At 68.6% G+C, this 24,394-nt stretch carries 22 protein-coding genes; 13 read left to right on the top strand and 9 right to left on the bottom strand.

Annotation, left to right across the window (positions count from 1 at the left end):
- The first annotated feature begins 14 nt into the window (after window positions 1-14).
- Window positions 15-416, top strand: coding sequence for a YkgJ family cysteine cluster protein (locus tag MIC98_RS03000; RefSeq protein ID WP_239735406.1), 402 nt, complete (start codon window positions 15-17; stop codon window positions 414-416).
- A gap of 175 nt (window positions 417-591) precedes the next feature.
- Here the strand turns inward: MIC98_RS03000 and MIC98_RS02995 are convergent, their stop codons facing one another.
- The gene (locus MIC98_RS02995) at window positions 592-1,482 is read right to left on the bottom strand and encodes an alpha/beta fold hydrolase (protein ID WP_239735405.1); all 891 of its coding nucleotides are present in this window, start codon (window positions 1,480-1,482) and stop codon (window positions 592-594) included.
- A gap of 82 nt (window positions 1,483-1,564) precedes the next feature.
- Between MIC98_RS02995 and MIC98_RS02990 the strand changes: the two genes are divergently transcribed.
- The 3 genes from MIC98_RS02990 (at window position 1,565) to MIC98_RS02980 (ending at window position 2,998) form a co-directional block, all read left to right on the top strand.
- Window positions 1,565-2,197 carry a uracil-DNA glycosylase family protein gene (locus MIC98_RS02990; protein ID WP_239735404.1) on the top strand — a complete coding sequence of 211 codons (633 nt, stop codon included), beginning with the start codon at window positions 1,565-1,567 and terminating at the stop codon, window positions 2,195-2,197.
- A gap of 118 nt (window positions 2,198-2,315) precedes the next feature.
- Window positions 2,316-2,660, top strand: a complete 345-nt coding sequence (locus tag MIC98_RS02985) for a type II toxin-antitoxin system RelE/ParE family toxin (RefSeq protein ID WP_239735402.1) — start codon at window positions 2,316-2,318, stop codon at window positions 2,658-2,660.
- On the top strand, window positions 2,657-2,998 hold the full coding sequence (locus MIC98_RS02980; RefSeq protein ID WP_239735400.1) for a helix-turn-helix domain-containing protein: 342 nt from the start codon (window positions 2,657-2,659) through the stop codon (window positions 2,996-2,998). Before MIC98_RS02985 ends, MIC98_RS02980 begins: the two co-directional genes overlap by 4 nt.
- Before the next feature lie 22 nt (window positions 2,999-3,020).
- Here the strand turns inward: MIC98_RS02980 and MIC98_RS02975 are convergent, their stop codons facing one another.
- The 3 genes from MIC98_RS02975 to MIC98_RS02965 all read right to left on the bottom strand — a co-directional run bounded on the left by MIC98_RS02975 (window position 3,021) and on the right by MIC98_RS02965 (window position 7,623).
- A complete protein-coding gene (locus MIC98_RS02975; protein ID WP_239735398.1) occupies window positions 3,021-4,037 on the bottom strand; it encodes a 3-oxoacyl-ACP synthase III in 1,017 nt (338 codons plus the stop codon).
- Between the two features lie 218 nt (window positions 4,038-4,255).
- Entirely contained in the window at window positions 4,256-4,576 is a 321-nt protein-coding gene (locus tag MIC98_RS02970) for a DUF4156 domain-containing protein (protein WP_239735395.1), read from the bottom strand.
- Between the two features lie 182 nt (window positions 4,577-4,758).
- Complete coding sequence (locus MIC98_RS02965; RefSeq protein WP_239735391.1) at window positions 4,759-7,623, bottom strand: pitrilysin family protein; 2,865 nt, start codon at window positions 7,621-7,623, stop codon at window positions 4,759-4,761.
- A gap of 357 nt (window positions 7,624-7,980) precedes the next feature.
- Here MIC98_RS02965 and MIC98_RS02960 point away from each other — a divergent pair, with 357 nt between their 5' ends.
- The 3 genes from MIC98_RS02960 (at window position 7,981) to MIC98_RS02950 (ending at window position 9,423) form a co-directional block, all read left to right on the top strand.
- Window positions 7,981-8,394 (top strand): hypothetical protein, encoded by a 414-nt coding sequence (locus tag MIC98_RS02960; RefSeq protein WP_239735389.1) that lies wholly within the window; start codon window positions 7,981-7,983, stop codon window positions 8,392-8,394.
- Window positions 8,395-8,438: 44 nt separating this feature from the next.
- The gene (locus tag MIC98_RS02955; RefSeq protein ID WP_239735387.1) at window positions 8,439-8,921 is read left to right on the top strand and encodes a tRNA (cytidine(34)-2'-O)-methyltransferase; all 483 of its coding nucleotides are present in this window, start codon (window positions 8,439-8,441) and stop codon (window positions 8,919-8,921) included.
- A 106-nt stretch (window positions 8,922-9,027) separates the two neighbouring features.
- Window positions 9,028-9,423: a YbjQ family protein gene (locus MIC98_RS02950; RefSeq protein ID WP_239735385.1), complete on the top strand. Its 396-nt coding sequence runs from the start codon at window positions 9,028-9,030 to the stop codon at window positions 9,421-9,423.
- On the opposite strand, the gene MIC98_RS02945 is transcribed toward MIC98_RS02950, so the two are convergent.
- Window positions 9,417-10,280 (bottom strand): PA4780 family RIO1-like protein kinase, encoded by an 864-nt coding sequence (locus MIC98_RS02945; RefSeq protein WP_239735374.1) that lies wholly within the window; start codon window positions 10,278-10,280, stop codon window positions 9,417-9,419. The two genes, MIC98_RS02950 and MIC98_RS02945, sit on opposite strands and share 7 nt — an antisense overlap.
- Before the next feature lie 57 nt (window positions 10,281-10,337).
- Complete coding sequence (locus MIC98_RS02940; RefSeq protein WP_239735364.1) at window positions 10,338-11,510, bottom strand: acyl-CoA dehydrogenase family protein; 1,173 nt, start codon at window positions 11,508-11,510, stop codon at window positions 10,338-10,340.
- Window positions 11,511-11,807: 297 nt separating this feature from the next.
- On the opposite strand from MIC98_RS02940, the gene MIC98_RS02935 reads away from it, so the two are divergent.
- Window positions 11,808-13,190, top strand: a complete 1,383-nt coding sequence (locus MIC98_RS02935; RefSeq protein ID WP_057641866.1) for an amino acid permease — start codon at window positions 11,808-11,810, stop codon at window positions 13,188-13,190.
- 207 nt (window positions 13,191-13,397) lie between these two features.
- A complete protein-coding gene (locus MIC98_RS02930) occupies window positions 13,398-13,661 on the top strand; it encodes a hypothetical protein (protein WP_057641868.1) in 264 nt (87 codons plus the stop codon).
- 66 nt (window positions 13,662-13,727) lie between these two features.
- Here the strand turns inward: MIC98_RS02930 and dinG are convergent, their stop codons facing one another.
- The 3 genes from dinG to aroE all read right to left on the bottom strand — a co-directional run bounded on the left by dinG (window position 13,728) and on the right by aroE (window position 17,386).
- Window positions 13,728-15,827 carry an ATP-dependent DNA helicase DinG gene (gene dinG, locus MIC98_RS02925; RefSeq protein WP_239735362.1) on the bottom strand — a complete coding sequence of 700 codons (2,100 nt, stop codon included), beginning with the start codon at window positions 15,825-15,827 and terminating at the stop codon, window positions 13,728-13,730.
- A 354-nt stretch (window positions 15,828-16,181) separates the two neighbouring features.
- Window positions 16,182-16,532, bottom strand: a complete 351-nt coding sequence (locus tag MIC98_RS02920; RefSeq protein ID WP_239735360.1) for a hypothetical protein — start codon at window positions 16,530-16,532, stop codon at window positions 16,182-16,184.
- 5 nt (window positions 16,533-16,537) lie between these two features.
- Window positions 16,538-17,386 carry a shikimate dehydrogenase gene (gene aroE / locus MIC98_RS02915; RefSeq protein ID WP_057641873.1) on the bottom strand — a complete coding sequence of 283 codons (849 nt, stop codon included), beginning with the start codon at window positions 17,384-17,386 and terminating at the stop codon, window positions 16,538-16,540.
- Window positions 17,387-17,513: 127 nt separating this feature from the next.
- Between aroE and hemN the strand changes: the two genes are divergently transcribed.
- The 4 genes from hemN (at window position 17,514) to MIC98_RS02895 (ending at window position 24,391) form a co-directional block, all read left to right on the top strand.
- On the top strand, window positions 17,514-18,917 hold the full coding sequence (hemN, locus tag MIC98_RS02910) for an oxygen-independent coproporphyrinogen III oxidase (protein WP_239735358.1): 1,404 nt from the start codon (window positions 17,514-17,516) through the stop codon (window positions 18,915-18,917).
- 37 nt (window positions 18,918-18,954) lie between these two features.
- Complete coding sequence (locus tag MIC98_RS02905; RefSeq protein WP_239735356.1) at window positions 18,955-19,710, top strand: helix-turn-helix domain-containing protein; 756 nt, start codon at window positions 18,955-18,957, stop codon at window positions 19,708-19,710.
- Window positions 19,711-20,710: 1,000 nt separating this feature from the next.
- Window positions 20,711-22,987 (top strand): nitric-oxide reductase large subunit, encoded by a 2,277-nt coding sequence (locus tag MIC98_RS02900; RefSeq protein ID WP_057641877.1) that lies wholly within the window; start codon window positions 20,711-20,713, stop codon window positions 22,985-22,987.
- 147 nt (window positions 22,988-23,134) lie between these two features.
- A complete protein-coding gene (locus MIC98_RS02895) occupies window positions 23,135-24,391 on the top strand; it encodes an NnrS family protein (RefSeq protein WP_057641879.1) in 1,257 nt (418 codons plus the stop codon).
- The last annotated feature ends 3 nt before the right edge of the window (window positions 24,392-24,394 follow it).

Here is a 24,394-nt window from a genome sequence, read left to right as displayed (position 1 = left end):
GAAGGCCGGCACCCATGCCCCATCCCTGCCTGACCTGCGGTGCCTGCTGCACCCAATACCGCGTCGCCTTCCACTGGATGGAATCGGACGAGGTCACCGAAGGCGGCGTGCCGCACCAGCTGACCGAGCGGCTGGACGCGCACCGGCTGTGCATGCGCGGCACCTATTCCGACCCGATCCGCTGCGTGGCACTGGACTCGGAAATCGGCGTGTATTCGCGTTGCACGATCCATCCGAACCGGCCCAGCGTGTGCCGCGAGGTCGATGCTTCGTGGGAATACGGCAAGGCCAGCTCGCAATGCGACCGCGCGCGCATCGCCCACGGCATGCAACCGCTGACGCTGGCCGACTGGCGCTGGCGCGACGAGGCGGACAACGACGACGACCATCCGGACGACAACGGCCGCGCGGCTTAAGCGCTGATTCGCGCTACGCCGCCCCACGGTTTGCATTGCAAACCGCGGGCCCCGGCTCACCCTCTTCCACATCCCCCGCGCCTGTCGGCGCGCCCCCCTTGACTCAAGGGGGGCTCTTCGTTGGTCGCACATGGCGCCAAGCCTTCGTTCCTACGGGAGGTGGCGCATACCGGAATCAGCCGATCGGGTTGCGCTCCAGGAACGTCCGCACCGCCGGCACGATCACCTCGTGCTTGTCCTCCAGCACGTAGTGGTTGGCGTCCTCGAACGCCATCACCTCGGCCTGCGGCAGCGCCTTGCGGAAACCGGCGAGGAAATGGTGATCGAAGCAGATGTCGCGCAGCCCCCACGCGATGAACGCCGGGCGGTCGGCGAACGACGGCAGCGCCGCGGCGGCGCGTTCCAGCAGCGGCCATGCCTTGTCGGCCGGCGACAGCGGGATATCCTGCATGAAGCGGATGGTGGCGATGCGGTTGTCCCAGTTGTCGTAGGGCGCAACATAGGCGCGGCGCACGGCGGCCGGCATCCGCCGCGACACCCCCAGCCACGAAGCGCCGGCGGAGAACGCATTGAAGGTGCGGATGAACCACTCACCCGGCTTCCAGTGCCGGCCCATCGCGATCTGCCACGGCATCGGCTTTTCCGCCGGCAGCGGGAACGCGGCGGTATTGGTGATGATCAGCCGCTTGACCTGCGCGTGGTGCGACAAGGCCCAGCCGAAGCCGATCATGCCGCCCCAGTCATGCACCGCCAGCGTGATCGGGCCGGTGATGCCGAGGTGGTCGAGCAGCGCGGTCACGTCGTCCACCCGCGATTGCAGGGTGTAGTCGTAGCGGCTGTCGTCCGACTTGTCGGACAGGCCCATGCCGATGTGGTCGGGCGCGATGCAGCGGTACTTATCGCTCAGCCCGTTGACCAGATGCCGCCACAAATAGCTCCACGACGGATTGCCATGCAGCATGACGACCACCTCGCCATCGCGCGGGCCCTCGTCGACGTAGTTCATCGACAGGCCGGGACGGACCTCGAAGCGATGGGTGGTGGCGGGGTAACCGGGGAACTGCATCGGGCGGTTTCACGCAATCGCGGACAGGGCGCGCATTGTAGGCCAATGCGCCATCCGGGCCGGCCGCCGCGGATGGCGCACAATGGCGTGCTGCAACGCCGGGACGACCGTGACCGAATCCTTCGACACCCCATCCTTTGACAGGTTAGTCGCGCGCGTGCGCGCCTGCCGCCTGTGCGAAACCCACCTGCCGCTGGGCTGCCGGCCCGTGCTGCAAGCCTCGCCGCGCGCTCGCCTGCTGATCGTCAGCCAGGCACCGGGCCGCCGCGTCCATGAAACCGGCATCCCCTTCAACGATCCCAGCGGCGACCGCCTGCGCGACTGGCTGGGGATCGATAAAACCCTCTTCTACGACGCAGAAAGGATCGCCATCGTGCCGATGGGCTTCTGCTTCCCCGGCACCGGCAAGAGCGGCGATCTGCCACCGCGCCCCGAATGCGCCCCCACCTGGCACCCGCAGTTGCTGCCGCGGCTGGGGCAGGTGCAACTGACCTTGGCCATCGGCCAGTACGCCCAAGCCGGCCTGCTCGGCAACCGCCGTGGCCGCACCCTCACCGACACGGTGCAGGCCTGGCGCCAGCACCTGCAGCACGGCGTCCTGCCCCTGCCCCACCCCAGCCCGCGCAATCGGCTGTGGCTGGCGCGCAACCCATGGTTCGAGAGCGAACTGCTGCCGGTGCTGCGGGAGCGGGTGGCAGACGCATTACGCGGTTGAACCACTCAGGCGCAGTACTTCCCTAAGCAGCGCAGGGAAAGGCGCCGATACCGCCCGGCATGACCAGCCGACAGGCTGGAGGCACCTTGCCAAACGTATCTATATTGATACAATCGCCATGCCTCCATTGATCCTCGACGCCCGCTTCTACCGTTCCACCTCCGGCAGGGAGCCGGTACGCGAATGGCTGAAACATGAACTTTCACCGGGCGCGCGGCAGGCCATCGGCGCGGACATCAAGACCGTGCAGGAAGGCTGGCCGCTCGGCATGCCGCTGGTGCGCAAGCTGGACACGCAACTGTGGGAAGTCCGCAGCCGCATCCCCGAAGGCATCGCCCGTGTGCTGTTCACGCTGGCCGGAATGGACATGGTGCTGCTCCACGGCTTCATCAAGAAATCGGACAAGACGCCAAGGGACGAACTGGAACTGGCGAAGCAACGCAGGAACGAGGTCCACGCATGAACGGGAACACCCACATCGGCTCCAGCTTCGACGACTTCCTCGCCGAAGAAGGCCTGCTGGAAGAAGCCAACGCCATCGCCGCCAAGCGCGTGATCGCGTGGCAACTGGCCGCGGCCATGAAGCAGGCCGGCGTCAGCAAGACCGAAATGGCCGCGCGCATGCGTACCAGCCGCGCGGCGGTGAACCGGGTGCTGGACGAAAACGACACCGCGCTGACGCTGGACACCCTGAGCAGGGCGGCGGCGGCCGTGGGTTGCACGCTCCGGTTCGAGCTGACGACTACCTGGATATCCCCATGCAAAACGCCCGCAAGGAAAACCTGCGGGCGTTCGCGGTAATGCCGGGTGGCGCAGTGCGTAGTTACCAGACCACCTCGGCCATCGTGCAGTTCAAGCCCGAACCAATCCCCATCAGCGCGACGCGGTCGCCCTTCTTGAGCTTGCCGAGCTGGCGCAGTTTGCTCAGCACGATCGGCACCGAGGCCGGGCCGATGTTGCCGTGCTCGCCGAAGATGGTCATCACCTTCTTCGGGTCGATGCCGAAGGCCTTGATGAAGGCGTTGGTGTGCGGCTGGCTGACCTGGTGGATGACGAACTGGTCGATCTCGTCCACCGCCCAGCCCAGCGCCTGGCGGGTGGCCTCGAAGGTCTTGGTCGCCAGCTTGATGCCTTCGATCAGCAGCAGCCGGGTGTCGGTGACCATGCGGTCGAGGTTGCCCACGCACAGCTTGTTCCACTGGTTGGCCGCGCGGGTCACGCCGCCGCGGTAGCGCGGGGCCTCGGGCACCAGTTCCGAGCGCGCCAGCACCATCGCCGCGGCGCCGGAACCGGTGGTCAACGCGGCGAACTCGTCGCGCAGCTGCTGCGCGGTGACGTCCGGGGCGCTCATGCGCTCCAGGGTCTTTTCATAGACGAGGTTGGAGCTTTCGCCATCGACGATCAGCGCGTAGTCGATGTCGCCGCGCTCGAGCATGCGCGCGGCCACGTCCATGCCGTTGATGAAGGCCAGGCAGGCGTTGGCGATGTCGAAGGTGACGCAGTCGTCGCCGATGCCGAGGTTGCCCGAGACGATGGAGGCGGTGGACGGCTCCAGATAGTCGCGGCTGACCGAAGTGTTGACCAGCAGGCCGATGCGCCCGGCGGCGACGCCGGCGTCTTCCAGCGCCTTGCGCCCGGCCAGGGTGGCCGCGTCGGAGGCCTGCATGCCCTGGTCCCACAGGCGGCGGGCGTGGATGCCCGCGATGTCGCCCAGCATGTCGGCGCGGATCCCCAGGCGGTCCAGCGTGGGCTGCAGCCGCTCGGTGATTTCCTTGGAGGTCAGCGTGTGCGGCGCATCGATGTGCGCCAGTCCCGCGATCGAGACATTCTGGAAGTGCATGGAAGACGCCAGGACTCAGGCGAAGGGGGCGTTATTCTATCGGCTGGCGCCTTTTGACGCATCTTTAACGATTCGCCGCCCGAGCGTATGGATGGATGCCGAGGCCCCGGTACGATGCGCACGATTTTCGTAGGTGCCGGGCTCGCCCGGCACGGGGACTTTTCCAGGCAAGGTACCGTGCGGGGCAAGCCCCGCACCTACGAGAGGAAGATGTCTCGTCAGCGCGGCGGGCATTGCCAGGCGCTGTAGCGCTGGCTGCCGTCGGCCGGCGGGGCCAGTGCCTGGATGGCGTTGGCGCCGGCGCTGGGCGCCTCGTTGCGGGCCAGCGTCTCCAGCTCTTCCTGCACCCGCAGCGGGTTGCGGTTGTAGAAGCCGACCTTGTTCTTGACCGTCACCACGATCTCGCCCTTGGCCACGCAGCCCGGCGCCACCGGGCCGGCCGGCAGCACGCGCACGGCCTTGCCGCCGGCTTCGATCGGCACCCAGGTGCAGGCGGCGGTGCCGGCGAGCAGGGCGGCGGACAGGATCAGGATGCGCATGGGCGGAAGCCTTGGTGGGGATCGGGATGGATTGTGCCGTGGATGGATGAATTGGAGGTGATCCGGCTCGGCGAAAAGCTACCCCTCCCCAACCCTCCCCTGCTTCGCAAGGGAGGGAGCACGGCCCTCCCCTTTCGCCGCAGGCGAAGGGGGAGGTTGGGAGGGGGTACGCCGTTGCGCGCTTACTTGCTTGCCGGCACCGGGTTGCCGTCGCCGTCGATGACGACCACTTCGCCCAGCTCCAGCGCGCGCACCGGCGCCTCGGTCTGCTTGAGGTCACCGACCACCACCCAGGTCAGCTTCGACGCATCCAGCGTCTTCGCCGCCTCGGCCACCTGCGCCGGGGTCATCGCCTCGATCTCGGCCTTGCGCTTGAACACGTAGTCGTCCGGGCGGTCGTAGCGGACGATGCCGCCGATGGTGTTCATCACCGCGCTGGCGGTTTCATACGCACCGGGCAGGCTCAGGGTCCGGATGTTGCGGATGCGCGCGACCTCGGCGTCGCTCGGCGGGCGCTGGCCGCTGGCGAACTGGCTGATCTCGGCCTGCATTTCCTTCAGCGCGTCGGCGGTCTTGTCGATCTGCACCGGCGCGATCGCCATCCACGGCCGCTGGCCGAGGGCGCCGCTGGCCATCGAGCGGGCGCCATAGGACCAGTGCTTGTCCTCGCGCAGGTTCATGTTCAGGCGCGAGGTGAAGTCGCCGCCGAGCACGCCGTTGGCGATGTCGAAACGGGTCGCGCCGGCGTCACGGGTCGAGGGCACCACTTCGCCGGCGAACAGGTTGGCCTGCACCGCGCCGGGCTGGTCGATCAGGTACACGCGGGCCTTGTCCGGGCGCGCGACGTCGGCTGGCGCGGGCACCTGCGGCGCGGCGCCTTCACCCTTCCAGTCGCCGATCTGGCGGTCGAGCAGCGGCACGATTTCCTTCAGCGTGGTGTCGCCGACGACGATCAGGGTGGCGTTCTCCGGGCGCACCCAGTCCTTGTGGAAGGTCACCAGGTCGTCGCGGGTCAGCGATTCGATCGCCGCCTCGTCGCCGCTGCCGGTGAACGGGATCGCATACGGGTGGCCCTTGCCGTACAGCAGCGGCGGCAGCACGCGCATCGCCACCGCGTTGGGCTGCACCTTCTCCTGCTTGATGCCGGCGATCCAGGTGGCCTTGATGCGGTCGATCTCGCCCTGGTCGAAGCGCGGGGCGCGCAGCACGTCGGCGTACAGCGCCAGCGACGGCGCCAGGTTCTCCTTCAGCGCCGACAGGTAGACATTGGCGCCGTCCAGCGAGGCACCGGCGCCCAGCCGCGCGCCCAGTGCATCGGCGGCGTCGGCGAAGGCCAGCGAGCCGAGCTTGCCGGCGCCTTCGTCGAGCATGCCCATCGTGAAGTTGGCGGTGCCCGGCTTGCGGCCCTGGTCGGCGGTGAAGCCGCCGGCGAATTCGTAGCTGAACTGCACCACCGGGATGTCGTGGCGCTCGGCCAGGATCACCTTGGTACCGTTCTTCAGCGTGGCGCGCTGCAGCTGCGGGAACTTCAGCTCCGGGAAGCTGGCGGTCTGCGGCACGCCGGCGCTGCGGTCCACCTGCGAGGGCAGCACGCCGTACTTGGGATCGACCGCCGGCACTTCGAACGGCGCCGGCTTGGCCGAGGGCAGTTCGTCCAGCGCCACGCGCTCGCCCGGCTCGACCACCAGGGTGTGGTCGCCCACGCCCAGCCACTTGGCGCCCACCGCCTTCAGGTCGTCGATGCTGGCCTTGTCGATGGTCGCCAGCGAGGTGCGGAAGCAGCCCGGGTCGCCTTCGTACACCGCGCATTCGGCCAACGCGTCGGCCTTGCCGCCGAAGCCGCCGATGCGCTCGATGCCGCGGATGAAGCCGGCGCGGAACGCGGTCTTGGCGCGGGCCAGCTCGTCGGCGCTCGGGCCTTCGGCAATCAGTTTGCGCAGTTCCTCGTCGATGATGGCCTCGACCTTGGCCGGGTCCACGCCCTGCTTGACGGTGGCGATGATGCCGAAGTTGGAGCCGAGCTGCGACGCCCAGGCCCCGGCGCTCACGCTGTCCACCAGCTTCTCGCCGTGCAGCAGGCGCTGGTCCAGCCGCGAGGACTTGGCCCCGCCCAGCACGCGCGCGAACACCTGCAACTGGTCGATGTCCACGGTGCCGGTCTGGGCCACGTTCCAGACGCGGTAGATGCGCGCCTGCGGCACCTTGTCGGTCATCACCTCGCGGGTGGATTCAGGGCGCTGGCCGACGTTGACCGCCGGCTGCGCCATGCTCGGGCCGGCCGGGATGTCGCCGAAGTACCTGGCGACCTTTTCCTTGGCGGTGGCCACGTCGATGTCGCCGGCCAGCACCAGCACCGCGTTGTTGGGGCCGTACCAGGTGCGGAACCACGTCTTCACGTCGTCCAGCGAGGCGGCATTGAGGTCGTTCATCGAGCCGATCACGCCGTGGTGGTACGGGTGGCCGGCCGGGTACAGCGCGCGGGTCAGCTTGTCCCATACCTGCCCATAGGGCTGGTTCTCGCCCTGGCGCTTCTCGTTCTGCACCACCCCGCGCTGTTCGTCGAGCGCGGCCTGGTCGATCGCGCCGAGCAAGTGGCCCATGCGGTCGGACTCCATCCACAGCGCCATGTCCAGCGCGGTGGTCGGCACGTTCTGGAAGTAGTTGGTGCGGTCGGTGTTGGTGGTGCCGTTCTGGTCGGTGGCGCCGACCTGCTTGAACGGTTCGAAGAACTCGCCGTGGTGGTTCTCGCTGCCCTGGAACATCAGGTGTTCGAACAGGTGGGCGAAGCCGGTGCGGCCGGCGGGCTCGTCCTTGGCGCCGACGTGGTACCAGATGTTGACCGCCACGATCGGCGCCTTGCGGTCGGTGTGCACCACCACGCGCAGGCCGTTGGGCAGGGTGAACTCCTCGAACGGGATATCCACCGCGGACGCGGCGACGACCGGCTTGGCCTTGGCCGCGGCGGGCAGCGGGGTGACGGCAAGGCCGGCGATGGCGGTGCCCAGCGCCACGGCGAGAAGGGCGGTACGAGGTGCGGCTGCGTTCATCCCACTGTCCTTGAGTAATGAAGGTGAACGCCGATCGTACCCGTCACGCGACCGGGGCGGCATGCGTCAACGGTAATGGGGGAGGTCGCGCAGGCGCGGTGCCTGTCCGCGGACAGCGGCCGGCTGGCCGCGGTGTCCGGACAGCGGACACTTTCGTCTCGATCAAATTCCTTTTATTTCAACAAGATGCGATTGGCACACATCCTGCTTAAAGGAACCCTGCCTCCAGGCGATTCCGAATGATCATGACTGGATGCTGAACAAATAGACGAAAAGCAGGAAAGTTCTTGCACTTCGATTTTTAGTGTTTTACTTTACTACCACACCACATTTCACAAACACCAACGAGGTCATGCCATGAACGCCAAGTCCATCGCCATCGCGCTTGCCATCGCCACCACCGGTTTCGCCGCCACCGCGCAGGCGGCCAACATCGTCACCCTGGAAACGGTGCAGGTGCGTCCTTCCGCCGACCAGCTGGCCCAAGCCGAACGCGAACACAGCAGCAACATCCCGACCCTGTCGATGGTGCAGGTGCGCCCGAGCGTGGGCCAGATCGTCGAACTGGCCGCCGAGCAGGCCGCGATGCAGGTGGTCGCCGGCTCGCCGCTGGCCATCGGCGCCAGCGTCGGCCAGTGGGTGGTGTCGCTGCCGGCCATCACCGTGCGCCCGGACGCGCAGCAGGTGCAGGCGCTGGCCGCCGCCACCGCCAAGGCCGCCCTGAACGGCGACAGCCTCGGCCAGGTCGCCCAGGGGATGGTCGCCAAGTGAGCCGCCGCGCAGAGCGGGAGGCGGCCGCGGCGTAAACTTCGCCGATGACCGCCGCCTCCCCCGTTTTCCACGTCCTGCTCTACCAGCCCGAGATCCCGCCCAACACCGGCAACGTGATCCGGCTCTGCGCCAACACCGGCGCGCACCTGCACCTGATCGAGCCGCTCGGCTTCGACATCGACGACCGGCAGCTCAAGCGCGCCGGCCTGGACTACCACGAATACGCGCGCATGCAGGTCCACCCGGACCTGGACACCGCGCTGGCCCACATCGCCCCCGCCCGCCTGTTCGCCCTGACTACCCGCGCCAGCGTGCGCTACGACAGCGTGTGCTTCGCCGACGGCGACGCCTTCCTGTTCGGCCCGGAAACCCGCGGCCTGCCGCAGGAGCTGCTGGACGCCCTGCCCGACGGCCGCCGCCTGCGGCTGCCGATGCGGCCGGACAACCGCAGCCTCAACCTGTCCAACTCGGTCGCGGTGACGGTGTTCGAGGCCTGGCGCCAGCACGGGTTTCCCGGCGCGGCGTGAACCGCGCGGGGCCCGCGGAACGCGCAGGCCGCTTCCGGCGGATTGGAAACCGGGCGGCGCATGCTCCACCATCAGGCGCTGGATGCCGGCCAACCGAGATGACCCCATGAGCGACCCGTACAACTCCCCTTCAACCCGCATGCCAGCGGCGGTATTGAACGACACGATGGTGACCACCGCGCCGGAACTGCCGGGCCACCGGATCGTGCGCAACCTCGGCCTGGTGCGCGGCATCACCGTGCGCTCGCGCTCCATCGTCGGCAACTTCCTCGGCGGGCTGCAGACGATCTTCGGCGGCAACATCAGCATCTACACCGAACTGTGCGAGCAGGCGCGCGAGGAAACCTACCGGGACATGGTGGCCCATGCCCGGCAGCTGGGCGCCAACGCCATCGTCGCCGTGCGCTACGACGCCACCGAGTTGATGAGCGGGCTTACCGAGGTGCTGTGCTACGGCACCGCGGTCGTGGCCGAACCACAGCCGTCCGCCAAGCCTCAGTAACCCTCTTCCGCGGCCGCCGCCTCGCGCCCCTGCTGGCGGATCAGGGCTTCCTCGCGGGCGTCGTTGATGGCGTGGCGGACGCCGTCCAGGTCGACCGCGCCCATCTCCGGGGTGAATTCGCCGGTGAGCAGCGTGTCCGGCCGCAACTCGCCGGCCTGGAACAATTCCCACATCTCCTCGCCGTACCAGGTGTCCAGCAGCTCCGGCGCCCAGCGGCCGAGGCTGGCGGTGAGGTTGTTGACGTCGCGCAGCAGCATGGTCCGTGCGGCGTTGTTGCCGCCGGCGCTGACCACCTGCGGGAAGTCGATGACCACCGGGCCATCGGCGCCGACCAGCACGTTGTAGGCCGACAGGTCGCCGTGGACCAGCCCGCAGCACAGCATCAGCTTGACCTGCTGCACCAGCACCGCATGGAACCGGCGGGCCTGTGCGGCATCGAGCTCCACCTCGCCCAGGCGCGGGGCACTGAAGCCTTCGGCGTCGGCGACCAGTTCCATCACCAGCACGCCGTGGAAGAAGCCGAACGGCTCGGGCACGCGCACGCCGGCCTCGCGCAGCTGGTACAGCGCGTCGACCTCGGTGTTCTTCCACGCCTCTTCCTGTTGCCTGCGGCCGTACTTGCTGGCCTTGCCGATGGCGCGGGCCTCGCGCGAGCCGCGCACCTTGCGCCCTTCCTGGTACTGCACGCGCTGCTGGAAGCTGCGCTGGGCCATGTCCTTGTAGACCTTGGCGCAGCGCACCTCGTCGCCGCTGCGGACGACATAGACCGCCGCCTCCTTGCCGCTCTTGAGCGGGCGCAGCACTTCGTCGATGACGCCGTCGTCGATCAGGACCTGCAGTTGCGGGGGTGTCTTCACTATGTTCCGGCAAGGCGATGGGCGGCCCGCATTGTCGCCTGCGGGCCGCCGCGTCGGTCAGAATGCGTTGATGCCGGTCAGCTCGCGGCCGATCACCAGCTGGTGCACGGTCTCGGTGCCCTCGTAGGTGATGACCGACTCCAGGTTCAACGCATGGCGGATCGCGCCGTGCTCGGTGGTGATGCCGGCGCCGCCAAGCAGATCGCGGCATTCGCGGGCAATGTCGATGGCCATCCGGCAGTTGTTCCACTTGGCCAGCGACACCTGCTGCGGCAGCAGGTCGCCGGCGTCCTTCAAGCGGCCCAACTGCAGGGCGAGCAGCTGTCCGGTGGTGATGCGGCGGGCCATCTCGGCCATCTTGATCTGCGCGCTCTGGGTGGCCGCGACCGGGCGGCCGAACAGGATGCGCTCCTTGGTGTAGGCCAGCACTTCCTGCAAACAGGCGATCGCCGCGCCCACCGGGCCCCAGCTGATGCCGTAGCGGGCCTGGGTCAGGCAGCCCAGCGGGCCCTTCAGGCCCTTCACGTTGGGCAGGCGGTTGCCGTCGGGCACGCGCACGTTGTCGAAGAACAGCGCGCCGGTGGACGAGGCGCGCAGGCTCATCTTGTGCTTGATTTCCTGCGCGCTGAAGCCCGGCGTGCCCTTCTCGACCACGAAGCCCTGCACGCCGTCGTCGGTGTTGGCCCAGACAATGGCGATGTCGGCCACCGGGCCGTTGGTGATCCACATCTTGGAGCCGTTGATGACCCAGTCGCCGCCGTCGCGCACCGCGCGGGTCTTCATGCTGGCCGGGTCGGAGCCGCCGTGCGCCTCGGTCAGGCCGAAGCAGCCGATGACCTTGCCGCGCGCCATGTCCGGCAGCCAGCGCAGGCGCTGCTCTTCCGAACCATAGGCGTAGATGGGGTACATGCACAGCGAACTCTGCACGCTGACGAAGCTGCGCAGGCCGGAATCGCCGCGCTCCAGCTCCTGGCAGATCAGGCCGTAGCTGACGCCGTTGAGGCCGGCGCCGCCGTACTGCTCCGGCAGCGAGCTGCCGAGCAGGCCCATGTCGGCGATCTCGGGGACCAGTTCGGTCGGGAAGCGGCCCTGGTCGAAGCAGTCGCCGATGATCGGCAACACCCGCTCGTCGGTGAAACGGGCGACGGAATCCTGCACCGCGCGTTCTTCCTCGCTCAGCAGCGAACGCACGTCGAACAGATCGTAGGGATTCAGGGTTTTCAGGCTCATTAACCGTCTCGTGCAATGCCATCGTGGCGGGTGTGGAAAGTTCATCGACAGCGGCTGAAAGCCCCTCTCCCACCGGAGAGGGGTTGGGGTGAGGGGCAATGGAGTCCCGATGGTTCGGACATCATTGCCTCCGTTCGCCCCTCATCCGCCCCTTCGGGGTCCCTTCTCCCGCAGGGAGAAGGGAGCGTGCCGTCAATCGGAGAAGGATAAAGCGATCACCCCACAAAGGATTGCTGCAAGCGCACGTATCCAGCGCAAGCGCTGCGGTATCGTGTCGCCCTTTCCGCCACCCGAAGCCTGCCGATGTCCGCCAATCCGTCCATTGCAGCCGCCCCGCCGTCGCAGAAGCTGGAGCGCGCGCTCAAGCCGCGCCAACTGATCATGATGGGCCTGGGCAGCGCGATCGGCGCCGGCCTGTTCCTTGGCTCGGGAGTGGGCATCCAGGCCGCGGGACCGGCGGTGCTGCTGTCCTACCTGGTCGCCGGCACGCTGGTGATCATCATGATGCACGCGATGGGCGAGATGGCCGCGGCGCGCCCGGCCAGCGGCGCGTTCTCGGTGTATGCCGCCGACGCGCTGGGCGCCACCGCCGGGGCCACCATCGGCTGGCTGTGGTGGGTGCAACTGGTGATCGTGATCGCCGCCGAGTCGGTGGGCGCGGCGGGGCTGCTGGCGACGCTGTGGCCGCAGCTGTCGGTGCCGCTGACCTCGCTGGCGTTCATGCTGGCGTTCACCGCCATCAACCTGATGGGCGTGCGCAACTACGGCGAGTTCGAGTTCTGGTTCGCCATCCTCAAGGTGGTGGCGATCGTCGCCTTCATCCTGGTCGGCATCGCCCTGCTGGCAGGGCTGCTGCCGGGCGCGGCCTCGCCGGGGCTGTCCAACGTGCTCGGCCACGGCGGCTTCGCGCCGAAGGGGCTGGCCGGCGTCGGCGCGGCGCTGCTGGTGGTGGTGTTCGCCTTCGGCGGCACCGAGATCGTGGCCGTGGCCGCGGCCGAGACCCAGGACCCCGAGCGCAGCCTGGCGCGCGCCATCCGCACCGTGGCCTGGCGCATCCTGGTGTTCTACATCGGTTCGATCGGGGTGATCATCGCGGTGGTGCCGTGGACCAGCGAGGCGCTGAAATCGCCGTTCGCGGCGGTGCTGCAGGTCGCCAACATCCCCGGCGCGGCCACCGCGATCACCCTGATCGCGGTGATCGCCCTGCTGTCGGCACTCAACGCCAACCTCTACGGCGCCTCGCGGATGATCCATTCGCTGGCCGCGCGCGGCGAGGCACCGCGCGGGCTGGCGCGGGTCAGCGCCCGCCAGGTGCCGGTGCTGGCGGTGCTGGCCAGCGTGCTGTTCGGCTTCGCCGCCACCGTGCTGGAGCTGCTGTACCCGGACAAGGTGCTGCCGGTGCTGCTGAACGTGGTCGGCTCCACCTGCCTGCTGGTGTGGACCATCACCCTGGTCTCGCAGCTGATCCTGCGCCGCCGCGCCGAGCGCAACGGCACCCCGCTGCCGTTCCGCATGGCCGGCTTCCCGTACCTGACGGTACTGGCGCTGGCGATCCTGGCGCTGATCTTCGTGCTGCTGCTGGGCACCGCCGCCACCCGCGTGCAGTTCCTGTCGATGGCCGCGCTGACCGCCGCCATCGCCGTGGCCAGCGGCCTCGCGCGGCGCCTGCGCAGGGGCTGAAACCGCCCCGCAGGCCGCCTGTCCGCGGGGGCGGCGCATCCGCCCCCGCCCGTCCCTCAAGCCCGCTTCCGGCAGGCCGCTATCGGAGCGGCGGGCCCGGGATGCCGTGCCCGGCCATCGGCCGGATCGCCAAAGGCATTGACGCCGGCCCCGACAACGATTCCACTTGCCCGCAAATCACGACCCCACACCCCATACCGCAACGCCATGACCGACCTCGAAGACCTCATCCAGCGCGCCATCGACCCTTCGGCCGTCAAGCTGGAAGGCACCTTGACCAACCCGCCGTCGTTCGGCGTCTACCTGATCGAGGACACCGACAACGGCAGCCGGCACTACCGCTTCGGCAACCACCCGGTGCGCATGCACGAGCTGGAGGACAAGTTCGGCGGCTGCGAGCTGGAATACCTGTTCCTGTCGCGCGAGGAAGCCGCGGCGGTGACCTCGGCGCTGAACAAGCGCGAGGAGTAGTGCCGGCCGCCGGCCGGCAACCTCGCATCACCCGACATTCATGCAGTTGCCGGCCAGCGGCCGGCACTACCCGATCACCCGCCTGAACGGCGGCAGCGCGTCGATGATGCGCTTGCCGTAGCGGCGCGTGAGCAGCCGCGAGTCGAGGATGATGACGCGGCCGGTGTCGGTGGAGGTGCGGATCAGGCGCCCGGCGAACTGTGTCAGCGTGCGCAGTGCGTGCGGGATCGCAATCAAGTTGAATGAATTGAGGCCACGGCTCTCGAACCATTCGCTCAGGGTCGAGGTCTGCGGGTCGGTCGGCACCGCGAACGGCACCTGGGTGATGACCACCGTGGTGCAGGCCTCGCCCGGCAGATCCAGCCCCTCGCCGAACGAGTTCAGCCCGAACAGCACCGAGCCCTCCCCGGCGGCGGTGCGGCGCAGGTGCTCGTCGATCATCTTCTGCTTGGCGCCCTCGCCCTGCACCAGCACCTTCCTGCGCAGCGTGGCCGGCATCAGCTCAGCCACCTTCTCCATCTTCCAGCGCGAGGTGAACAGCACCATGCTGCCCTTGTCCCAGTCCAGTTCGGCAGCCAGATACTTCGCCACTTCCTTCGGATGGCGCTCGCGGTCGTCCGGCGTCACCGGGAATGGCGGCACCACCAGTTGCGCCTGATTGGGCAGGTCGAACGGCGAGGCCAGCGACACCATCTCCGCTTCCTCGGGGATGCCGTTGTCGATCGCCAATGACTGGAAATCGCCGCCGCCGGTCAGGGTGGCCGAGGTCATCACCACCGAATCCACTTCGTCCCACAGCAGCTTGCGCAGCACCATCGCCGCCGACACCGGCGAGCAGTGCAGCACGTGCTCGCCGTCGCGGGTGAGCGTGATCCAGCGTGCCATCGGCGGCTGCCCTTCCTTGTCCTCGCGGCGCCAGCCGGCCCACAGGTCATACTGCTGCTGGATCATCTCCAGCGCCATGCCGAGGCTGCGTTGCAAACGCTCGTGGCCGGCGTCCTCGGGCTTGGCCTTGGCGACCTGCGAGGTCGCGGCGGTGGCCCAGTTCAGCAGGCTGCGGGTTTCGTCGGCCAGTTCCTCGATGGGCTGTTTCCACGCCTCGGGCAGGCGGCCGTTGGCGGCGCGCCACAGCGGCTCGCGCTCGTCCGGCGCCGGCGTCCACACCTGCGCGATGCCGTCGGCGAAGGCCTTGAGCAGCTTGCTGACGCGCGCGGCGACTTCAATGGCCTCGTTCGGCAGCAGGTTGCCCAGCTTGTCCTTGTCCACCGCGCGGTAGGCGGCGGCGATGATGATCTGCAAACGCCCGGTGCGCCGCGCCATGTCGTCCAGCGGCAGGCTGGCCGCGCCCTGATCGATGGCGACGTTGCCGACGTGGTGGCCTTCGTCCAGCACCAGCAGCATGTCGGCGGGCGCGGCGATCAGCGGCTGGCCGTTGTCGCTTTCGCCAATGGACAAGGCCGACAGCAGCAGCGCGTGGTTGGTGACCACGATCTGCGCCTCGCGCACCTCGCTGCGCGCGCGCAGCACCGGGCATTGCGCCGAATACGCGCAGCGGCGGCCAGCGCAACCGGAGGCTGGCGTGGTGATGCGCACGCGCAGGCCGGGGCTGACGTTTTCCGGCGCATTGTCGAGGTCGCCGTTCCAGCGGCCTTCGCCGAAGGCGCGCACCAGCTTGCCGGCCACGTCCATCTCGATCGGCGCCAACGGCCGGTCGTGCAGCAGCACCTCGTCGCCGAACATGCCCTCCTGCGCGCCCTCGCCCTGCGCCTCGGCGGCGTTGCGCGTGCACAGGTAGCGGGTGCGGCCCTTGGCCAGCGCCACCGTGGCCTGCAGGCCGGTGGCCTTCAGGAAATTGGGGATGTCGCGCTCGACCAGCTGCGACTGCAACGCCACGGTGCCGGTGCTGATGACCAGCTTCTTCTTCGACGCCAAGGCAATCGGCACCCCGGCGGTGAGGTAACCCAGGCTCTTGCCGACGCCGGTAGGTGCCTCGACCACGCCCACGCCGCCGGTGGCCAGCGCGCGCGAGGCCACCCCGATCATCTGGCTCTGCGAGCGGCGCGTGCTGAAGCCGGGGGTATTGGCCTGCAGCTTCGCGTAGGCGTCGCGGATGGCCGTCTTCACCTCTTCGGTCAACGCCCGCGGCGCTTCCACCTTCTCCGTCACGCCGATCCGCCGCCTGCTCCGTTCATGGCCGGCATTTTCCCACAACGACCCGCATGCCGTAGGTGCCGGGCTTGCCCGGCACTGGCCACACCATGAAGGCCCCATGCGGGGCATGCCCCGCATCTACGGACAAGCAGCGCAGGAATGCGCAGGGAAGACCCATGCAATTGAACGAAGGCGATGTGGTCGGGATCGTGCACGCGCTGGGCAGCGGCTGATTTCCCTTGCCGCTCGTAGATGTGGGGCTTGCCCCACACGGGGCCTTGCCGGGGAAGCCCCATACGGGGCAAGCCCCGCATCCACGGGAAGCAGAAGCTTTCCCGGTAGAACCCCATCGCGCACCAAGGTGCGCTCCTATGGTCGGGCTGCGTTTCCGCGCAGCGCCCGCACCAGCGCCCAGGCCAGCAGCACGAAGCCGGCCGCCTCCAGCAGCGACAGCGCGAAGTGGGCCGCGCCCAGCATGGTGTTGAGCGCGCCGATGCGGTCGAAATTGCCGGCGGCGATCATCAGCAGCGGCAGCACCGACAGCACCCCGCCCAGCAGCGTCGCCGCCATCAGCAGCGACAAGGCCCACAACGCCGCGGTGCGCGCCACCGCCTTCGGCGCGCCACCCAGCAGCACCAGCGCCACGCCCAGCGCGATCAGCACCGGCAGGCGGTAGCCGATCGACACCAGCAGCGTGGTCAGCAACTGCGCGTTGTCCATGCCGCTCAGTCCGCCGTGACCAGGGTACTGGCGCGCTCGCGCAGCTCGGCGTAGACCGCATCGGTGTCCGGGCGCACGCCGTGCCACAGCCGGAAGCTCTCGGCCGCCTGCTCGACCAGCATGCCCAGCCCGTCGAAGCTGTTGCGGCAGCCGGCCGCGCGCGCCCAGGCCAGGAAGGCGATCGCCGCGCCGCCGTAGTTCAGGTCCACCGCGGTGGTCAGGCTGTTGACCAGCGACAGCGGCAGCTGGAACGCGGCGTCCTTGTCGCGGCCGGCGGAGGTGGCGTTGATGACCAGTTCGAAATCGCCCTGCTCGCGCAGGTCCTCCCAGTAGGCGGAAATCGCCCGCCCCGGCTCGGCCATCGCATCGACCAGCGCATCGGCGCGCGCCGGGCTGCGGTTGGCGACGACCAGTTCGAGGATGCCGGCGTCCAGCAACGCCGGGGCGATGCCGCGCGCGGCGCCGCCGGCACCCAGCAGCAGCACGCGGCGGCCGCGCAGGTCCAGGCCGTGGCGGCCGGTGAGGTCGCGCACCAGGCCGATGCCGTCGGTGTTGTCGCCATGCCAGCCATCGCCCTTGCGCAGCAGGGTGTTGACCGCGCCGGCCCGGTGCGCGCGCGAGGTGGTGGTGGCGCACAGCGCGAACGCCGCTTCCTTGTGCGGCAGGGTGACGTTGGCGCCCACGCCGCCCTCGGCGGCGAACGCCTCCAGCGCCGCGGCGAACTCCTGCGGCGACGCCTCGATGGCGCGGTAGTCCAGCGCGATGCCCTGCGCCCGGGCAAACGCGGCATGGATGTGCGGCGACTGCGAGTGGGCGATGGGTTGGCCGAAGACGGCATAGCGGGCGGCGCTCATGGGGCTCCTTTGCATGGTCTGGAATCGCGTCCCGGTCGATTCTAGCGCGCGCCACCCGAGGCCCGGCGGCGGCCTCGATTGACCCACGTCAAGGACAACCCCGGCGCCCGCACCTAGTCTGCCGGGCATGGCCAGCCTTTCCTCCCTGTTCGACCCCGAGCTGCTGCGGCGCTACGACACGCCGGGGCCACGCTATACCTCCTACCCGACCGCGCCGCAGTTCTCCTCGACGTTCGGCGAGGCCGACCTGCGGCAGATGGCCGCCGTCAGCAACGGCGACCCGATCCCGCGGCCATTGTCCCTGTACCTGCACATCCCGTTCTGCACCAGCCCCTGCTTCTACTGCGGCTGCAACCGCATCATCACCCGCGACACCGCCCGCGGCGCCACCTACCTGACCCGGCTGTACCGCGAGGTGGCCATGACCTCCACCCTGTTCGACCGCGACCGCGACGTCGAGCAGGTGCACTTCGGCGGCGGCACCCCCAACTTCCTGTCGCCGGCGCAGATCGCCGAAGTGATGGACGTGCTGCGCCGGCATTTCTCCTTCGCCGCGCCGCAGCGGCTGGACTGCTCGATCGAGTTGGACCCGCGCTTCATCACCCCCGAAGAGGTCGGCGAACTGGCCGCGGCCGGCTTCAACCGCGCCAGCCTCGGCGTGCAGGATTTCGACCCGGAGGTGCAGCGCGCGGTCAACCGCATCCAGAGCGTGGAGCAGACGCTGGACATCATCGACGCCTGCCGCCGGCACGGCCTGCAGTCGGTCAACGTGGACCTGATCTACGGCCTGCCCAGGCAGAGCATCGAAGGCTTCTCGCGCACCCTGGACATCACCCTGGAAGCGCGCCCGGACCGGCTGGCGATCTACAGCTACGCGCACCTGCCGTCGATGTTCCGCCCGCAGCAGCGCATCCACGCCGAGGACCTGCCGTCGCCGGAAACCAAGCTGGCGCTGCTGCAATGCGCCATCGACAAACTCGGCGAAGCCGGCTACGTCTACATCGGCATGGACCATTTCGCCCTGCCCGGCGACAGCCTGGCGGTGGCGCAGCGCAACGGCAGCCTGCACCGCAACTTCATGGGCTACACCACCCACGCCGAAAGCGACCTGCTGGGGCTGGGGGTGAGCGCCATCAGCCACATCGGCCCGAGCTTCAGCCAGAACCCGCGCGACCTGCTCAGCTGGGAGAAGGCCATCGACCAGGGCCACCTGCCGGTGTGGCGCGGCATGCGCCTGGAAGAGGACGACGTGATCCGCGCCGACGTGATCCAGCAGCTGATGTGCCACGGCGCGCTGGACTATGGCGACCTCGGCCGCCGCCACGTGATCGACTTCCGCCAGTATTTCGCCGAGGCCCTGCAGCGCCTGCAGCCGCTGCGCGAGGACGGGCTGGTGGAACTGGACGAGGGCAGCCTGCGCACCACCTCGCGGGGACGGCTGCTGTTGCGTATCATCGCCATGTGCTTCGACCGCTACCTGCCCACTGCTGCTGCCGCCACGGCAACCCCCCGCTTCTCGCGCACGGTGTGAACGCGCACGGCGTGACGATTCCGTCGGGAGCGGCCGCATGACCTCGCCGTTGGTGTTTCCGCGCACCGACGTCAGCGTGCTGGCCGACGACGGCGACGCGCTGACCTTCTGCTCGACCTGCGCGTTCTCGCAGGCCTGCCTGTCCGAGGGCATGGACAAGGGCGCGCTGATGGACCTGCACGTGCTGGTCGAGCACGTCGGCCCGCTGCACCCGGGCGAGCACGTGTTCCGCGAGGGCGACCCGTTCGGCGCCATCGCCGCGGTGCGCGCCGGCACGGTCAAGACCTACCAGATCGACCGCAACGGCCACGAGCAGGTGCTGGGCTTCCACCTGCCCGGCGAGGTGATCGGCCTGAACGCGATCCACGACGACCGCTACCCGTGCAACGCGGTGGCGCTGGACACGGTGATGCTGTGCCGGTTCTCGTTCCCGCGGATCGCGCTGCTGGCCGCGCGCCTGCCCAACCTGCAGCAGCACCTGTTCCGGCTGATGAGCCGCGACATCGGCATCGCCTCGCTGTTCGCGCGCGACAACACCGCCGACGAGCGCATGGCGGCGTTCCTGATCGGCCTGTCGCGGCGGCTGGCGGCGCGCGGTTTCTCGCCGCGCCGGTTCCAGCTGACGATGACCCGCACCGACATCGCCAACTACCTGCGCCAGGCGCCGGAAACGGTGAGCCGGGTGCTGCGCCGGTTCGAACAGGACAGCCTGCTGCACATCAAGCAGCGCGACGTGGAAATCATCGACCTGCCGCGGCTGGAAGCGCTGGCGCTGACCGTGCTGCGCGATTGAGCGTGTCGGGGCGATGCCCCGGTGCTCTCGGTGGATCCGGCATCACGCCGTCGGGGGCGTAGCCCCGACCTACGCATCCGAACACGCCCGGCGCTGGCCGTTGCCGTTGCCGTTGCCGTTGCCGTTGCCGTTGCCGTTGCCAGTGATTTTGCTTTTGCTCCTGCGCTTTTGATCTTCCGGGTTCCCTTCCGCAGCGACGGAGCCGACGGACAAGACCCCGCAGGGGCGACGTGCACGGATGCACGTCGTTTTTCGACACGACATGGATGTCGTGTCGAAAAATCCCGGCGGCGGAGTGGACCCACGGCACGCAGTGCCGTGGGCGCGGAGGCAGGGCGTGCTTGACCAGCCATTCGGCTGTTGAAAAGCGCTTCTTTTGGCTACCTTTTCTTTGCACGAGCAGAGAAAAGTAGCTCGCTCCCCGAAAGGGGAGCGAAAGCCTTTGCCATTGTTTTTGCCATTGCCTTTCCCAAGCAGAAGAGAAGCAACGACGAAAGCCGAAGCAAGCGCTTTAAAGCAGAGCTTTCACTCCTGCTTCGCAGGAGCGAGTCACTTTGACCAGCCATTCGGCTGTTGAAAAGCGCCTCTTTGCTTGTGCAAAGAAAAGTAACCAAAAGAAGCGCTTTTCAACAGCCGAATGGCTGGTCAAGCACAGCCGGGACGCGAGCCGATGCGGCTGCGCCGCATCGGTCCCCTGCGCTCCTCGCGGGCCGGGGGGACGGCGCACAACTCGCTTCGCTCAAACACGTGCGCCTCTTCGCCCCCCGTCCCGCTGCGGTGCTCGGCTCGCTCTACGGCAGGGGAAGTCAAAAGCCCCAAAGCAACAGCCGTAGCAAAAGCAAAAGCCAGAGCCAAAGCTGAGCGGTTGCCGGCGACCTGCCTCACCGCCGCCCGGCAACACGCTAGCAGGCACTCAATCCCCCCGGCTTGACCTGTGTCATGGAGGCCCCCGTGGGCGCCGCCGATGATGCCCGCACTTCCCCGAGGAGAGAGATGCACCATGAATTCCACACGCAAGCTGTGGGCAGGGCTGGCCGTCCTGCTCATTGCCTCGTTCGCCGTCCTGCTATGGGTCGGCAGCGAGATCAACCACAAGGCCCCGCCACTGCCGGCCAAGGTGGTCACCACCGCCGGGCAGGTCGTCTTCGACCGCGCCGACATGGAGCAGGGCCGCCAGGTCTGGCAATCCTTCGGCGGCCAGCAGCTGGGCTCGATCTGGGGCCACGGCGGCTACGTGGCCCCGGACTGGGGCGCGGACTGGCTGCACCGCGAAGCCGAGACCCTGATGGACATCTGGGCCAGCCGCGAAGCCGGCGTGGACAGCTACAAGCAGCTGGACGAACCCACACAGGCGGCCTACATCAAGCGCGTGCAGAAGGAACTGCGGCCCAATACCTATGACGCCAACGACGACGCGATCTACATCAGCGCCGACCGCGCCGAGGCCATCGCCAAAGTCGCCGCGCACTACGAGAGCCTGTTCGGCAACGCGCCGGAGACGGCGCAGCTGCGCGAGGCCTACGCCATGCGCAACAACACCGTGGCCGACGCCGAAGGCCGGCAGAAGCTGACCGCCTTCTTCTGGTGGACGGCCTGGGCCTCGGTGACCGAGCGCCCCGGCTCGGACATCACCTACACCGCCAACTGGCCGTCCGACGAGCTGGTGGGCAACAAGGTCACCTCCGACGCCTTCATCTGGACGGTGTTCAGCGTGCTGTTCCTGATCGGCGGCGTCGGCCTGCTGGGCTGGCACTACGCGGCCAACCACGGCGACGAAATGGCCCCGGTGCTGCCCAGGACCGACCCGCTGGCGGCGGTCAAGGTCACCCCGTCGATGCGCGCCACCGCCAAGTATTTCTGGGTGGTGATGGCGCTGTTCCTGGTGCAGATCCTGCTGGGCGCCACCACCGCGCACTACCAGGTGGAAGGCCAGGAGGCCTACGGTTTCGCATTGTCCGAGTACCTGCCCTACGCGCTGACCCGCACCTGGCACACGCAGCTGGCGGTGCTGTGGATCGCCACCGCGTGGCTGGGCATGGGCCTGTACATCGCCCCGGCCATCTCCGGGCATGAACCCCGGTTCCAGCGGCTGGGCGTGAACTTCCTGTGGACGTGCCTGATCATCATCGTGGTCGGTTCGTTTGCCGGCCAGTGGTTCGCGGTGATGCAGAAGCTGGGCCTGCAGCACAACTTCTGGTTCGGCCACCAGGGCTGGGAATACGTGGACATGGGCCGCTTCTGGCAGGTGTTCCTGTTCATCGGCCTGCTGCTGTGGCTGCTGCTGGTGGGCCGCGCGCTGTGGCCGACCCTGACCCGCAAGGGCGAGACCCGCTCCATCGTGATGCTGCTGTTCCTGTCGGTGGTGGCGATCGGCCTGTTCTATGCCGCCGCGCTGATGTGGGGCGAGCACACCCACATGTCGATGGTCGAATACTGGCGCTGGTGGGTGGTGCACCTGTGGGTGGAAGGCTTCTTCGAAGTCTTCGCGGTGGCGGTGATGAGCTTCCTGTTCGTCAAGCTGGGCCTGCTGCAGGCACGCAGCGCCACGGTGGCGGTGCTGTTCGCCACCATCGTGTTCATGGCCGGCGGCGTGCTGGGCACCCTGCACCACCTGTACTTCAGCGGCACGCCCAACTCGGTCATCGCCCTCGGCGCGAGCTTCTCGGCGCTGGAAGTGGTGCCGCTGGCCTACGTCGGCTTCGAGGCGTGGCACAACTACAAGCTGGGCAAGGCCACGCCGTGGATGGCCCGCTACAAGTGGCCGATCATCTTCTTCCTGGCCGTCTCGTTCTGGAACCTGGTGGGCGCCGGCCTGTTCGGCTTCCTGGTCAACCCGCCGCTGTCGCTGTACTACATGCAGGGCCTGAACCTGACCGCCACGCATGGCCACACCGCGCTGTTCGGCGTGTACGGCATGCTCGGCATCGGCCTGATGCTGTTCTGCCTGCGTGGCATCAAGGCCGAGGTGGTCTGGAACGAGAAGCTGCTCAAGGCCGCCTTCTGGACCCTGAACATCGGCCTGGCCGGCATGGCCGCCTTCACCCTGCTGCCGCTGGGCATCCTGCAGTTGGCCGCGGTGCTCAAGCATGGCTACTGGTACGCCCGCTCGGCCGAGTTCATGCAGCAGCCGATCGTGGACATGCTGGTGTGGATGCGGGTGCCGGCCGACACGCTGTTCAGCGTGGGTGCGCTGATGCTGGCCTGGTTCGTGCTGCGCCTGTGGGTGGCGCCGCGCAAGGCCGCGGCCCTGCCGGTGGGCCAGGCCGACCAGGCCTGACCCGGGCGCCGGCACCCCGCCCCGGGGTGCCGGTCCAGCGCAGCAATGAAACCGGAAGAGCCGCGCAAGCGGCTCTTCCGCGTTTCGCGGCCGGCGAACCTGACCCACGTCAAGGCATGCCCGCGGCGTCGGCGGCATCCTGTGCGCATGAAAATCGACATCATTCCCCCGCCCGATCCACGCGCCACGCCGCCGCTGCGCGGGCTCTCCCCCTCCTGGCTGGCGCAGGCGCCGCACCGGATGATGTTCTTCGTCGGCGCCGGCAACGTGCTGCTGGCGATGCTGTGGTGGGCGCTGTGGCTGCTGGCCATGCGCTGGGGCGGCTGGACCATGCCCGAAACCTCGGTCTACGCCGGCTGGCTGCATGCCCTGCTGATGCAATACCTGGTGCTGCCCAGCTTCATCTTCGGCTTCCTGCTGACGGTGTTCCCGCGCTGGATGGGGCTGCCCGACCTGAGCCGCTGGCACTACGTGCCGGTGGGGCTGGGACTGATGGGCGGGCAACTGGCGATCCTGCTGGGCACCGCCGGCTGGCAGGCCGGCATCAGCGTGGGCCTGCTGCTGGCGCTGGGTGGCTGGACCAGCGCGCTGCTGTCGCTGGGGCGGCTGCTGGCCGACGAAAAGGGCCGTACCTGGCACGCCCGCTCATGCTTCGCCGGCCTGCTGCTGGGCTGGCTGGGGCTGGTGATGTTCATCGCCTTCACCCTGGGCGCACCGGCGAACTGGGCCTTCGCCAGCATCAAGCTGGGCAGCATCGGCCTGCTGCTGCCGGTGTACATGACCGTGGCCCACCGCATGTTCCCGTTCTTCGCCGGCAACGTGGTGCCGGGCTACCGCGCATGGCGGCCGCTGTGGTGGCTGGGCGCGATGTGGGCGCTGCTGATGGCGCACCTGGGGCTGGAGCTGGTGCATGCCTATGCGTGGCTGTGGCTGGCCGACCTGCCGCTGCTGCTGTTGTCCGCGCTGGCGGTGTACCGCTGGTGGCCGCGCGGGCGCATGCCCGGCATCCTGGCGGTGCTGTTCATCGGCACCGCATGGCTGCCGGTCACCTTCGCCCTGTACCTGGTGCAGAGCTTCACCTACCTGGGCAGCGGCGAGTTCGTGCTCGGCCGCGCGCCGATGCACGCGCTGTTCATCGGCTTCTTCGGCAGCCTGCTGGTGGCGATGGTGACGCGGGTGACGCAGGGCCATTCCGGGCGGCCGATGGTGATGCCGAAGGTGGCGTGGTTCGCCTTCGCCGCGTTGCAGGCGGTGGCGGTGATGCGCATCGTCGCCGACATCGCGCCCGACGCGATGGCCTGGCAGGCCGCGGCCGCGGTGGGCTGGCTGCTGGCGCTGGCGCCATGGGTGGGCCGCCTCGGCTGGATCTACCTGAGCCCGCGCGCCGACGGCCGGCCGGGTTGAGTA

Source organism: Stenotrophomonas sp. NLF4-10, assembly GCF_022359915.1.
GTDB classification, from domain to species: Bacteria; Pseudomonadota; Gammaproteobacteria; order Xanthomonadales; family Xanthomonadaceae; genus Stenotrophomonas; species Stenotrophomonas daejeonensis.
Note: the sequence above shows the minus strand (reverse complement) of the source record. Positions and strands in the feature narration are given on the sequence as shown.

What these genes read in the sequence shown, in the direction of transcription:
- MIC98_RS03000 (WP_239735406.1), top strand. Translation starts at nt 15, where the DNA reads ATGCCCCATCCCTGCCTGACCTGCGGTGCCTGCTGCACCCAATACCGC.
- MIC98_RS02995 (WP_239735405.1), bottom strand. Translation starts at nt 1,482, where the DNA reads ATGCAGTTCCCCGGTTACCCCGCCACCACCCATCGCTTCGAGGTCCGT.
- MIC98_RS02990 (WP_239735404.1), top strand. Translation starts at nt 1,565, where the DNA reads ATGGCGTGCTGCAACGCCGGGACGACCGTGACCGAATCCTTCGACACC.
- MIC98_RS02985 (WP_239735402.1), top strand. Translation starts at nt 2,316, where the DNA reads ATGCCTCCATTGATCCTCGACGCCCGCTTCTACCGTTCCACCTCCGGC.
- MIC98_RS02980 (WP_239735400.1), top strand. Translation starts at nt 2,657, where the DNA reads ATGAACGGGAACACCCACATCGGCTCCAGCTTCGACGACTTCCTCGCC.
- MIC98_RS02975 (WP_239735398.1), bottom strand. Translation starts at nt 4,037, where the DNA reads ATGCACTTCCAGAATGTCTCGATCGCGGGACTGGCGCACATCGATGCG.
- MIC98_RS02970 (WP_239735395.1), bottom strand. Translation starts at nt 4,576, where the DNA reads ATGCGCATCCTGATCCTGTCCGCCGCCCTGCTCGCCGGCACCGCCGCC.
- MIC98_RS02965 (WP_239735391.1), bottom strand. Translation starts at nt 7,623, where the DNA reads ATGAACGCAGCCGCACCTCGTACCGCCCTTCTCGCCGTGGCGCTGGGC.
- MIC98_RS02960 (WP_239735389.1), top strand. Translation starts at nt 7,981, where the DNA reads ATGAACGCCAAGTCCATCGCCATCGCGCTTGCCATCGCCACCACCGGT.
- MIC98_RS02955 (WP_239735387.1), top strand. Translation starts at nt 8,439, where the DNA reads ATGACCGCCGCCTCCCCCGTTTTCCACGTCCTGCTCTACCAGCCCGAG.
- MIC98_RS02950 (WP_239735385.1), top strand. Translation starts at nt 9,028, where the DNA reads ATGAGCGACCCGTACAACTCCCCTTCAACCCGCATGCCAGCGGCGGTA.
- MIC98_RS02940 (WP_239735364.1), bottom strand. Translation starts at nt 11,510, where the DNA reads ATGAGCCTGAAAACCCTGAATCCCTACGATCTGTTCGACGTGCGTTCG.
- MIC98_RS02930 (WP_057641868.1), top strand. Translation starts at nt 13,398, where the DNA reads ATGACCGACCTCGAAGACCTCATCCAGCGCGCCATCGACCCTTCGGCC.
- MIC98_RS02920 (WP_239735360.1), bottom strand. Translation starts at nt 16,532, where the DNA reads ATGGACAACGCGCAGTTGCTGACCACGCTGCTGGTGTCGATCGGCTAC.
- aroE (WP_057641873.1), bottom strand. Translation starts at nt 17,386, where the DNA reads ATGAGCGCCGCCCGCTATGCCGTCTTCGGCCAACCCATCGCCCACTCG.
- hemN (WP_239735358.1), top strand. Translation starts at nt 17,514, where the DNA reads ATGGCCAGCCTTTCCTCCCTGTTCGACCCCGAGCTGCTGCGGCGCTAC.
- MIC98_RS02905 (WP_239735356.1), top strand. Translation starts at nt 18,955, where the DNA reads ATGACCTCGCCGTTGGTGTTTCCGCGCACCGACGTCAGCGTGCTGGCC.
- MIC98_RS02900 (WP_057641877.1), top strand. Translation starts at nt 20,711, where the DNA reads ATGAATTCCACACGCAAGCTGTGGGCAGGGCTGGCCGTCCTGCTCATT.
- MIC98_RS02895 (WP_057641879.1), top strand. Translation starts at nt 23,135, where the DNA reads ATGAAAATCGACATCATTCCCCCGCCCGATCCACGCGCCACGCCGCCG.